This window comes from Pseudoalteromonas sp. SG45-5, assembly GCF_014164085.1.
Classification (GTDB): Bacteria; Pseudomonadota; Gammaproteobacteria; order Enterobacterales; family Alteromonadaceae; genus Pseudoalteromonas; species Pseudoalteromonas aliena.
This window is the reverse complement of sequence record NZ_JACJEM010000087.1, coordinates 1-11,718: the sequence shown is the minus strand read 5'-3', so window position 1 is coordinate 11,718 and position 11,718 is coordinate 1. Positions and strand designations below refer to the sequence as shown.

The 11,718-nt window shown below is 39.3% G+C and carries 10 protein-coding genes; 5 read left to right on the top strand and 5 right to left on the bottom strand.

Going from position 1 to position 11,718, the window contains the following annotated elements; all coding sequences use genetic code 11:
* Positions 1 to 580 precede the first annotated feature (580 nt).
* Complete coding sequence (locus H5119_RS19155; RefSeq protein WP_182703366.1) at positions 581 to 1,081, top strand: hypothetical protein; 501 nt, start codon at positions 581 to 583, stop codon at positions 1,079 to 1,081.
* A 269-nt stretch (positions 1,082 to 1,350) separates the two neighbouring features.
* On the opposite strand, the gene H5119_RS19150 is transcribed toward H5119_RS19155, so the two are convergent.
* On the bottom strand, positions 1,351 to 2,010 hold the full coding sequence (locus H5119_RS19150) for a DsbA family oxidoreductase (RefSeq protein WP_182703365.1): 660 nt from the start codon (positions 2,008 to 2,010) through the stop codon (positions 1,351 to 1,353).
* Between the two features lie 219 nt (positions 2,011 to 2,229).
* Here H5119_RS19150 and H5119_RS19145 point away from each other — a divergent pair, with 219 nt between their 5' ends.
* The gene (locus H5119_RS19145; protein ID WP_182703364.1) at positions 2,230 to 3,309 is read left to right on the top strand and encodes a Xaa-Pro peptidase family protein; all 1,080 of its coding nucleotides are present in this window, start codon (positions 2,230 to 2,232) and stop codon (positions 3,307 to 3,309) included.
* A gap of 37 nt (positions 3,310 to 3,346) precedes the next feature.
* Here the strand turns inward: H5119_RS19145 and H5119_RS19140 are convergent, their stop codons facing one another.
* Genes H5119_RS19140 through H5119_RS19130 form a run of 3 tightly spaced genes read right to left on the bottom strand, consistent with a single transcriptional unit; the run spans position 3,347 to position 5,088 of the window.
* Entirely contained in the window at positions 3,347 to 3,955 is a 609-nt protein-coding gene (locus tag H5119_RS19140; protein ID WP_077535096.1) for a flavin reductase family protein, read from the bottom strand.
* A gap of 9 nt (positions 3,956 to 3,964) precedes the next feature.
* Positions 3,965 to 4,693, bottom strand: coding sequence for an SDR family NAD(P)-dependent oxidoreductase (locus tag H5119_RS19135; RefSeq protein WP_182703363.1), 729 nt, complete (start codon positions 4,691 to 4,693; stop codon positions 3,965 to 3,967).
* Positions 4,690 to 5,088 (bottom strand): thiol-disulfide oxidoreductase DCC family protein, encoded by a 399-nt coding sequence (locus tag H5119_RS19130; protein WP_182703362.1) that lies wholly within the window; start codon positions 5,086 to 5,088, stop codon positions 4,690 to 4,692. The genes H5119_RS19135 and H5119_RS19130 overlap by 4 nt, the downstream gene beginning before the upstream one ends.
* 382 nt (positions 5,089 to 5,470) lie before the next feature.
* Between H5119_RS19130 and ppc the strand changes: the two genes are divergently transcribed.
* Together ppc and cdd are read left to right on the top strand one after the other, a co-directional pair.
* The gene (gene ppc / locus H5119_RS19125; RefSeq protein WP_182703361.1) at positions 5,471 to 8,116 is read left to right on the top strand and encodes a phosphoenolpyruvate carboxylase; all 2,646 of its coding nucleotides are present in this window, start codon (positions 5,471 to 5,473) and stop codon (positions 8,114 to 8,116) included.
* A gap of 160 nt (positions 8,117 to 8,276) precedes the next feature.
* Positions 8,277 to 9,206, top strand: a complete 930-nt coding sequence (gene cdd / locus H5119_RS19120) for a cytidine deaminase (RefSeq protein WP_182703360.1) — start codon at positions 8,277 to 8,279, stop codon at positions 9,204 to 9,206.
* Positions 9,207 to 9,259: 53 nt separating this feature from the next.
* Here the strand turns inward: cdd and udp are convergent, their stop codons facing one another.
* On the bottom strand, positions 9,260 to 10,015 hold the full coding sequence (udp, locus tag H5119_RS19115) for a uridine phosphorylase (RefSeq protein WP_077535101.1): 756 nt from the start codon (positions 10,013 to 10,015) through the stop codon (positions 9,260 to 9,262).
* A gap of 456 nt (positions 10,016 to 10,471) precedes the next feature.
* Here udp and H5119_RS19110 point away from each other — a divergent pair, with 456 nt between their 5' ends.
* Entirely contained in the window at positions 10,472 to 11,581 is a 1,110-nt protein-coding gene (locus tag H5119_RS19110) for an arginase family protein (protein WP_182703359.1), read from the top strand.
* Positions 11,582 to 11,718 lie beyond the last annotated feature (137 nt).

Here is an 11,718-nt window from a genome sequence, read left to right as displayed (position 1 = left end):
CGACGATGTCCAAAACTGTCGGTAGATTAAGTATATTGATGGTTGAAAATAAGAAGGTTAAATTACAATTTGAAGAGCTACGAGGTTGTTTGATGTCTGAAGTCAAGATTTGACCCTTGAGGCTGTTAATGTTAAACGCTATTCGACGATGTCCAAAACTGTCGGTAGATTAAGTATATTGATGGTTGAAAATAAGAAGGTTAAATTACAATTTGAAGAGCTACGAGGTTGTTTGATGTCTGAAGTCAAGATTTGACCCTTGAGGCTGACCCTTGAGGCTGACCCTTGAGGCTTCGAAGTGAAGACGAGTTAGTTTATAAACATAAAATCAATGCATTTGTTTTATTTTAATGTGTTTTATATCATTGTAACGATACGTCACAATTTTGTTGAAAAGCAAAGGTACTTACATATATTCGCGTTATATTTTATTGGAATTAACTTATACTTTACTGAAAAGGACATAAAAAAATGCTATAAACTTTAAACTCGATAGTGAAATTGACCAAATATTTAAATTTAAGTCACTTACACATGAGGGGAACGCTTATAGCATACGAATGAAAGTGAGATTAAATTAATGCTAAAAAAAATGACATTGACTTTTGACCTTAAAAAACTTTTGCGTCTACACCGTTGGACTTTAGCGGTAGTGATTTTTATCTTAATAGTGTGGTTTACTACGCCTGATACTTGGTCTCATAAAGATACCTACTTTAGAGCAGTAACACTGCGCCAATTATCAATTATTCTCGTACCGATATTTATCGCTTTTTCTCTCGTAGATTTTTTTAATAAAAAACCGATTATTGTCGATTTAAATGAGCAGACATTGATTCAAGGTGAAAAAGTTATAGATTTAAGTAAAGCAGACCATATCACGATTGTTGAAAAGCCCGTGATTAAATCAATTGAGATACATTTTTCTAAATATGGTTATTCTTTAGTTAAGATACCAGGGTGGTTTATTGAAGATGTCACGCAGACTAGCTTGAATTTCTATCATTATGCTAAAAATACAGATAAAAAATTTAGTATATCCAGAAAAAGAACTAGTCCTTTAAAAGGCACCATTATTTAATTTACACTATAGGCAGATTTAATTTTGAAGTATCTAACTGTTAAGAATCTATAAAGAGGACGTTCAAAATTCAGTGTCAACCTAAACTCTTTTCGCTTAATAGTGAAAGGCTGCAATGCGCAGCCTTTTTTAGTTTTAAACTTTATGTGTGTATTATCTCAATCTGCAATAATACTTAATCAATTTGAGGGATTAAATCTGACGCTAACTGCGTTAAAAATTTCTGATATAGAACCTCAAAATAGCTCACTTAATTAAGCTAATCGGTATTAAGCCTCTTGCTTGGCTTCTTCTTCACTAATTTGTTTTAGTGCTTGAATGAATGAGTCGCTTGGTTGTCCGCCAGTGAGTGCATATTTATCGTTTATGATAAATGTAGGGACTGACGTAATGCCCATTTGTTTAAAGTTGTCTTGCTCTTGGCGTACGTCTTGTACGTATTTGTCTGAGTGTAGAATACCGCGCGCAGTTTCTTTATCAAGACCTACTTTTTCAACAACGTCGAGCAATGCTTCTTCTTGATTTAAGTATTTTAAATCAGTGAAGTGTGCTTCAAAAAAGGCAAGTTTAAGCTGCGTTTGCTTACCTTCTTCACGTGACCACATTAATAAACGATGCAAATCAAAGCTGTTGATCATGATGCGTTTGCCATCAAAATTAAAGGTAAACCCAGCACGTTGACCTGCTTCAAACATGTTTTTACGATTTTCGTCGCCTTGCTCTTCAGTTAGGTTGTACTTTTGCATTAAATGTTCGTTTAAGTCTTGACCTTCAATTGGCATATCTGGATTTAGTTCAAAAGGATGCCACGTAATATCTGCGCTTATTTCGTCTTTGAGTTGCTCAAGTGCTGTTTCTAGGTTTTTATAACCCACAACACACCAAGGGCACATTACGTCTGACACGATATCAATTTTAAAGTTTTTCATATTTATCCTTTTGAGGATTGCTTATAGCTGAGTATAAAAAGGATATTGGGCTTAATTTAGCTTTATCAATCGTGAAATTAAAAAGATGGGTTAAATAACGTTTAAGCACAGATCTTTTAGCTTTGCTTAAACTATCTAAAGTCATTATTAGTTACCGTTAATCGCATTTTTTATTTATATTTTTAAACATTGTTATGATGGCGTAATAAAGGAGAAACCATGCAACCAAATTATCTACAACGTCAAACGGCATTTAAAGCCAATTTAAACAAACACGGACTTAGCGCTATGTTAGTGCTGGGTTATGAAAATATTCGCTACCTTAGTGGCTTTAGCGGTAACGCAGCCTATGCGTTAATTACCCAAAACAGCTGTGTATTAATTACCGACTATCGTTATTTTGAACGGGCGAGCAATGAATGCCAAGGATTTGATGTTATAAGTCGTGATCGTGATAATGAAACGCTTGGGCATTGTATCAACCGTTTTTTACCCGCAAACGCAGTGCTGGGCTTTGATGCTGCATTTATTAATGTGGCGTTGTGGCAGCAAGTAGCTGATGAGTTAAAAGTACAGTCAGTCTTACCTATTCAAGGACTTATTGAGCAACAACGTTTAATTAAAGATGAGTGGGAGGTACGGCAATTAAAAGCTGCAGCAGCGCTGAGCGATGAAGCACTTGCGCAAACACTCCCATACTTTACTCAAGGGGTAACTGAGCGAGATTTAGCATTAGAGCTTGAATTTAGAATGCAAAAGCTTGGCTCGAAAGGCATGGCATTTGACACCATTTTGATGTTTGCTGAACGCACGTCGCTTCCGCATGGCACACCAAGTGAGCGCCCGTTAGCTGTAGGTGACTTCATTACGTTAGATTTTGGTGCCGTTGTAAATGGCTACCGCTCAGATATGACACGTAGTTATATTTATGGCGAAGCAAGCGAAAAACAAACGTGTATTTACAACGCGGTACGCGATGCACAAATAGCGGCAATGGATTTATTAGCACCTAATGTAAGTTGTAAAACACTACAACAAGCATCGCAACAGGTTTTAGATGGCTCAGGCTACGGTGAGTATTCGGGGAAAGGTTTAGGACACGGTGTTGGCCTGTTTTTACATGAGCAGCCTTTTATTACTGAGCACAACAATTTTGCGCTGCAAGCGGGTAATGTTATTACTATAGAGCCTGGTATTTATGTACCTGATTTTGGTGGTGTGCGTTTAGAGGATGACATCTTAATAACACCGACAGGCTACGAAGTACTTACCCACGCGCCTAAGCCTTTTATCATTTAAAAGTGTCAGGGGAAGTGATTAAACTGCCCCTGCTAAATTACTTTTTAGCGTAAGGTAAACGCGTTAGTTTATTGCTGGTGTGATAGCTGTCAAGGCCAGTTATTGCAACCGTTTCTATCGCTTGTAAATCTAAAAAACCATCGCTTTGCAGTGCTGCTTTATCTAAGTAAACATCCATTATTTCACCAATCACTAGCTCTGTACCATTGATTGCTAAATGTTGGTTTTCGACAAATTTAACAGCGTATTTTAATCGACTCTCTTGCACAAACGGGGCTGTGAAATCGTCAAAATATTGGGGCGTTAATCCTGTTGCATCAAACTCAGATTCTTCTTTATCGTAGCGAGCTGATGTTTGATGCGCTTGTTTATATATTGATTTATTCACTTGATTTATAGTGTAAACACCACTTTGTAAAATATTTTCAAACGTGTGGCGGGGCACACTGTGTGGCCGCATTATCATCCCTACCAAAGGTGGGTGCGCACCTAAATGAATAACAGAGCTTACAATCGATAAATTGGTATTGCCTTGTAAGTCTTGTGTGCCTATTAAATTTGCACTTTTATAACCCGAAAGCGAATTAATTAAATGAGTGCGAGTATGTTTTTCAAGTGCGTCTATTTGCGCTTTAGTAAAATGCATTAAAAATCCTTACCACGGTATAGTAGCGCCTTGCCAATCTAGATAAGCAGGTTCGCCGTTTAGTGCTAATTCGAGGTTATTATTAGTGAGTTCAAAAAGTTGCTTAGCTACAAACGCAGGCGTAAATAGCTTACCGGTAGGTACGTTTTTTTGAAATGGTTTAGACAGTTCAGTGTCGGTAGTCCCTGGGTGGAACAAAATTAATTTGGTGTTTTTAGCACGACGACTAAGCTCTATAGCGGCTGTTTTAAATAGCATATTGAGGGCCGCTTTAGATGCGCGATAGGCATACCAACCACCGAGTTTATTGTCGTTTATACTGCCCACTCGCGCGCTCAATGCGGTAATAGTGCACTGCGTTTTATGTGTCAGTAGTGGTAATACGCTTTGCAGGCACAGAAGTGGAGTTAGGGTGTTTGCGTTCAAAAGCTCATTAAAGTATTCAGCATTTAAATCTTCTAATTTTTTTTCTGGCATGTGTTGAGTAGTATGAAGCTTACCGTTAAACATAATAACTTGGTGTAAATCAGTGTTAGCATCTTTTAAAAACTGGGTTAAGATTGCCAAACTTTCAGCGCTGTAATCAGTAGCAAAGTGTTCAATATTTGCACTGAGGCTGCTTGCTAAACTACCAGAGCTGACACACACTATTTTAAATTGCGTTGTGTAATCATCTAAATATTTAATGTAGGCTTTTGCAATAGCGCTGCTGGTACCGAATAAAATAATGGTTTTCATTTATCACCTTTTACTTTTATTTCGCATTGGCCATTACTGCATTGAGTTTTAGGCATTAAAAAGCGACTAATAGGGTGTCGATACTTTGCAAAGAGCTGGTATCCGCAATCAGCGAAAAAACGAATTATTGGCAAGCGAAGAACTTTCAGCCAGCGATGTTTGCCCACTAACTTCCATGCTTGATACGTTACATCGAGTCCGTAAATCATCTCACCAGATTGTTTTTGAGCGTGCAAAAATCTCATCGCCTTTACTTTATTTATAGCTGGGTAACGCTCGCAAAAATCAGCCGCATTAAGATCCTCAAGCACAATTTGTTTTTTGATGTCGGCTTGCTTGAGCTGCTGCATTTCGGTGCTGCAAAGAGGACAGTTACCATCGTAAAAAATGATCATATAGATGCTTTGTGATTATTTTATATATGCTTTTTTACGACAAGACTTTGCAAATGGATCTATTAAATATCGCTTTATGATGATATTAATAAGACTCTAGGGCCTGTTTATCTTTCGAGGTTGAATTTGCAGCAGACTGTTTGGTATTTAGGCAAGGCAGCGCCTATGGTGTGTGGTTATTCCACATAAATAGGCGATAACGCAGCATAAATGCCAAACATGCGCTGCCCTTTGGGTTCTTTCTAGGGACGATTAACTCTTTGTTGCTCGATTTTTACTTAGCCCAAGGTTACAAACCTCGCGCCGCGATTAAATAGTCCCTAGATTGAACAAATTTTAATCCTGAAAGGTCAACAGACCCTAGGACAAAGGAGAATGAGAAATGAGTGAACAATATACCGCCTTGCGAGGCAATGTAAATTTGCTTGGACAACTGCTTGGACAAACTATTAAAGATGCTCAAGGCCAAGCGATTTTAGACAAAGTAGAAGAAATTCGTGCTTTATCAAAGTCATCTCGCAGTGGTAACGAAGACGACCGTCAAGCGCTAATAAAAGTACTCCACGCGCTGAGTGACGAAGAACTTTTACCAGTTGCCCGTTCATTTAATCATTTTTTAAATTTAGCTAATGTTGCTGAACAGTTTCATACTGTTTCGCGCTTTAATGATGTTGGCCTTGGCCAACTTAATCCTCTCACTCAAACACTAAAAGCGTTAGCGACAAAAGCACAAGAAGGCCAGCTTGACAGTAATCATTTGGCCGAAACACTCTCAAAACTCCACATAAATTTAGTATTAACCGCTCATCCTACCGAAGTGACGCGTCGCACAATTATTAACAAACATGTTGAATTGAGTGATTGTTTAGCCTCACTTGAGCGAAAAGATAATTTACCTCAAGAACGCAGTAACATTTTAAATCGCATTGAACAGCTTATCAGTCAAGCATGGCATACCGATGATATTCGTCGCTCGCGACCCACTCCTGTGGATGAAGCTAAATGGGGTTATGCGGTCATTGAAAATAGTCTTTGGCACGCGGTTCCACGTTTTTTACGTGAGTTTTCAGCAAATGTTAAAGCGCAGTTAAACTTAGAATTACCCGCTAATTATAGTCCAATTGAATTTACTTCATGGATGGGGGGAGACCGTGATGGCAACCCATTTGTAACGGCCCAGGTGACCACGCAAGTACTTGATCATGGTCGTTGGATGGCGCTTGATTTATACAACCATGATCTAGACACGCTCAGTGCTGAATTATCTATGTCGGATGCCAGCGATGAGCTTATTGAACTAGCGGGGCAAGATTTTGAACCATACAGAGCCGTACTGAAAAAACTCAAAAATCAAGTCGCTGAAACCGTTGTGCATCTTGGCGCTAAAATTAAAAATAAGCGCAGTGATTCACAAGATCTCATCACCGATATTAACCAGCTTAGGCAACCGGTAGAAGTTTGTTATCGCTCATTGTTAAAATGCAATATGAATGTGGTCGCTAATGGATTATTACTTGATTTACTATACCGCATAAACAGTTTTGGCCTGCGTTTAGCTAAACTTGATGTACGCCAAGATTCATCGCGCCACAGTGATGTGTTTTCAGAGCTGACTCGTTATCTAGGGTTAGGCGATTACAACCAATGGCAAGAGCAAGACAAACAAGCTTTTTTACTGACCGAGCTTAACTCGCGTAGGCCGCTTATTCCAAAGCATTGGCAACCCAGCGCTGATGTACAAGAAGTGCTTGATACCTTTGATGTTATTGCCATGCAAGATGAGGCAACATTTGGCTTGTATATTATTTCGATGGCGCGCACCGCATCAGATGTTTTAGCGGTACAACTATTGTTAAAAGAAAGTGGCTGTAGCTTTGATTTACCCGTAGCGCCATTGTTTGAAACACTCGACGATTTAAACGCAGGCAGTGATGTAATTACCACGTTGCTTGATAATGTGTGGTACCGAGGACATATAAAAAATACGCAAAATGTAATGATAGGTTACTCTGATTCGGCCAAAGATGCCGGCATGATGGCAGCTGGTTGGGCACAATATGAGGCAATGGATAAACTCGTACAACTTGCTGATGCACGTGGGATTGAGCTGGTTTTATTTCATGGCCGTGGTGGTACCGTAGGGCGCGGTGGTGCGCCTGCTGCACAAGCGCTTCATTCGCAACCGCCAGGCTCATTAAAAGGGGGGTTGCGTGTAACCGAGCAAGGCGAAATGATCCGCTTTAAATTTGGTTTACCCGATGTTGCACTGCAAAGCTTAAATATTTACGCAGGCGCAGTACTGCAAAGTAACTTATTACCACCACCAGAGCCAAAACCACAGTGGCGTGAAGTAATGCAGCTCATTAGTGAACAGTCGTGTGAACACTACCGCAATGTAGTTCGTCACGACGAAAACTTTGTACCTTACTTTAGAATGGCAACGCCTGAGCTTGAGTTGTCTAAGTTACCGCTTGGCTCGCGTCCTGCAAAACGTAATCCTAATGGTGGCGTTGAAAGTTTACGTGCTATTCCGTGGATTTTTGCTTGGAGTCAAAACCGTTTAATGCTTCCTGCATGGCTAGGTGCGTTAACAGGCTTAAAAGCTGCGCTTAATAAGTACGGCGCAGAAACCCTAAACGAAATGAGCTTACAGTGGCCGTTCTTTAGATCGCGCCTAGAAATGCTAGAAATGGTATTTAGTAAAGCCGATTGTTGGTTGAGTGAGCATTATGATAATGCGCTGGTGGAAGATATGTACAAACCACTGGGTATCACGCTTCGTAAAGAGCTTCAAGAAGCCATTAGCTTGGTGCAATCACTTAGCCCGCAAAAAAGCCTACTAGCCGAACAACCTTGGATTAAGGAGTCGATTAGTTTACGTAACCCGTACACCGATCCACTTAACTTACTACAGGTTGAGCTTTTACGCCGTGCTCGCTCAGAGGAAAAACGCAACGAAGGTGACATTGATAACGCATTAATGATCACGATGACAGGTATTGCAGCAGGTATGCGTAATACCGGCTAACATATTATTTTGTTAGGTATACCAATTAATTATTTTGTTGGGTATATCAGTTAAAATTAAAGGGAGCCCGCGATGTGCTCCCTTTTTTTGCGTTTAATAACCTAGCAATTAGCGGCTTAACCTTTTAAACTACTTAGCCATTGAATAATTAAAAAATGTTATGGCTTCAGCAACTTTTACTGTACAGCAAGATACAGCACTTACCAATTCACACATCTCATTAAACGTAGCGCAAACAGCGTCATTACGTAGCCAATTAAAGTCCCAACGTGGCATTTTAAATTCTAATAATATTAAAGCGTTATGCTCGCAACATACGGTGTCGGAAGATTCACTATTGCAAGGTTTAGTGCCTCTAGCTTCTGAGTTTTCAGTTGCTCCCGTATCACTTTTCCACGTTGGCGCAATCGTTAAAGCGCTTGATGAAAATGGCGATATACACTTTTATTTTGGTGCAAATGTAGAATTTAATCATCAAGCATTGAGTTTAGTGGTTCACGCAGAGCAATCGGCTATTAATAATGCATGGTTAAATGGTGCTAAAAAAATTCTAAAAATAGCCATTAGTGATGCACCATGTGGATATTGTCGCCAGTTTATGAATGAACTAGCCGATGCTAAAGAATTTGATATTTTACTCCCAAACCAGCAATTTACATTAGCCGAGTTACTACCGCATTCATTTGGGCCAACTGATTTAGGTAATGAATTTAGTTTATTCAATCCAAAACCACAGTTAGCTAAATTTAATCTAGATGGCCTTGATGAAACATTTGCCCGCTTTGCGCTTAATGCTTACGTGCCTTATAGCAAAAATTTTTGCGCAGTAAAAATCGTTACGTTTAAGGACGGTGATTTTTATGGAAGCTATGCTGAAAATGCAGCGTATAGCCCAAGTTTATCGCCACTACAAAGCGCATTAAGTCAGTTTTTTTTAGCGGGTCTTAGCTTTAATGAAAGCGTTGTGAAGGGTATTACGTTATTAGAAACCAAAGGGCAAGAAAACCAAGCTGGTGTAGCAAAGGCTGTATTGGCTAGTTTTAGCAATTTACCCGCACTTGAGATAATTAGCGCCCCACTTAAAGAGTGATCCGCATACAATAAAGCACAGCTAAAAGCTGTGCTTTATTGTAACAGCCGGTATTAATCAAGTAATACTTTAGCTGCTTCAAGTACGACAGCGACAGATTTTCGCTCTATTTCACCATGGTCAACATTTGGTATTTCTTGGCGAGTACGGTTAACAAGTACGCCTGCTACACAAGCTGCTTGTAAACCAAGTGCCGCGCACATAGTAAATAATGTCGCCGATTCCATTTCGTAGTTCATTACACCAAGCTTTTGCCATTCTTCACAGCTACCTTGGAATGCTTTTGGCACGTAACCAGAATGCGTATCGTAACGCTCTTGGCCCGGGTAGAACGTATCGCTTGAAGCTGTAATACCAATATGAAAATCGATATTTAAATTATTACATGCTTGTACCATTGCTTGTGTTGCATAAAAGTCAGACACAGCAGGATAGCTAAGTGGTGCAAAATGCTGGCTAGCACCGTCTAAACGTACAGATGCTTGGCTAATTAAAATGTCACCTTCGTTTATATGTGGTTGAATAGCACCCGTTGTACCAATACGTAAAAATTTACGTACGCCAAGTTGCGCTAATTCTTCTACAGCAATAGACGTAGATGGACCACCAATACCCGTAGAACAAATAACCACAGAGTGACCATTAAGTTGGCCTAAATAAACATGGAATTCACGTGTTTGAGCAAGGCAGGTTGGATTGTCTAGGAATTGTGAAATGCGTGCAGCACGATCAGGGTCGCCCGGTACAATTGCAAGTTTTGCACCTTTAAGATCGTCAATACATAGTCCTAAGTGAAATACCTTTTCCATAGCTAAGCCTTTTTATAAAAATTGTTGTCAATCTAACATGATTGCTAGAAACGTTTATCAAGTACAGGACGATTGTCCGTTTTATTCTAACTGTTCAAAATTAAGTATGAATATTTTAAAGTGTTAATTTGATTTATTCATCAACAATGAATATTCAATCAAGCATCTATATGCGCGGCCATACGGTGTTGTTGACATGTTTAAGCAGACATAATAAGTATCACTCAAGCGCGTAACTAAAATTAAATAAGCCCTAGCTGTAAATTACTAAAGTTTAATTAATTCAATTGATTATATTTTCTTTAACTATTTTTAAGCAAATGTACTTATACGGATCAGGCACGGACTTATTAAGCAAAATAGAATTTATTTGAAGTTTAGGCATTTTTAAATATTTTGCATAACTAATCAAAATTAGTTAGTTGCGGACAGAACAAAAAATCGTAAGGGTTTATTATGAGCACACAATTTCAAGCATTTAAAAACAAAGTTGAGCACTGCTTGTGCGCACCAGGTGATGGTGTATACACGGTAAATACAGCCAAAGAGCGAAAAGCAGCACTGAGAAATAAACTTTACGGGCAAACTGAAAACGTTGATAACCTATGGCGTGAGTCGTTAAATGAATTACCAAATTCCCCGCATAAAGCGGTTATGTTAGGTATTAGCTCTGATTGCGGTGGCGGTATTTTACGTGGCGCAAATTGGGGACCGTTATTTGTGCGCTCAGCATTGATTGATCAACAACCACAGTGCCATTCGTTTGATTTGGGTGATGTGCGTGTAATTCCACATTTATTGCATGACAAATATCTAAATGATGCAACAATTTCTAACTGCCAAAAAGCGTTATACGGTAATGAAGATAATAACTATTATGTGAGCCCATTATCGATTACTGAAGACGTATGCGACAGTTTTTACGCAACATTTACAGACAAAGGCATATTTGGTATTGGTGGCGATCACTCAATTAGTTATCCACTGACTAAAGCGTACTTAAAAGCCAAGCGTGAGCAGGGTAAACGCACTGCTATTATTCATTTTGACGCGCATACGGATTTACTCGTTGAACGCTTAGGTATTGATTTATGTTTTGGCTCGTGGTGTACACATATTTTAGAATTTTTACCGGCACCGCATCATTTAATTCAATTTGGTATTCGTTCAAGCGGTAAGCCAAAAGCGCACTGGGAAAGTACGTTTGGTGTTAAGCAACACTGGGCACATGAAATCATAGAACGTGGCGCAGCCGCGATTGCTGCTGAGGCTATAGCACAATTAAAAGCTGATAACGTTGATGAAGTGTATGTCAGTTTTGATATTGATGCGCTGGACGCTGAGTTTGCATCTGCTACGGGTACGCCAGAAGATAACGGTTTAACACCGCAACATGCACTTGATATTTTATCAGCCATTGCCGATGAGTTCCCTATTACAGGTGCTGACATGATGGAAATAGCGCCGTTCACCGACAGCTCTTTAGTTGGTCAGTCAAGTTCTGAAACAACGCTGCGCGAAGGTGCTAAAATTTCAGCATTTTTGATTGGTGCAATGAATAAGTAATACCAATTGCATTAGGGTCTGTTGATCTTTCAAGGTTAAATTTGCAGCAGTCTGTTTGGTATTTAGGCAAGGCAGCGCCTATGTAGTGTGGTTATTCCCCATAAATAGGCGATAACGCAGCATCAATGCCAAACAGG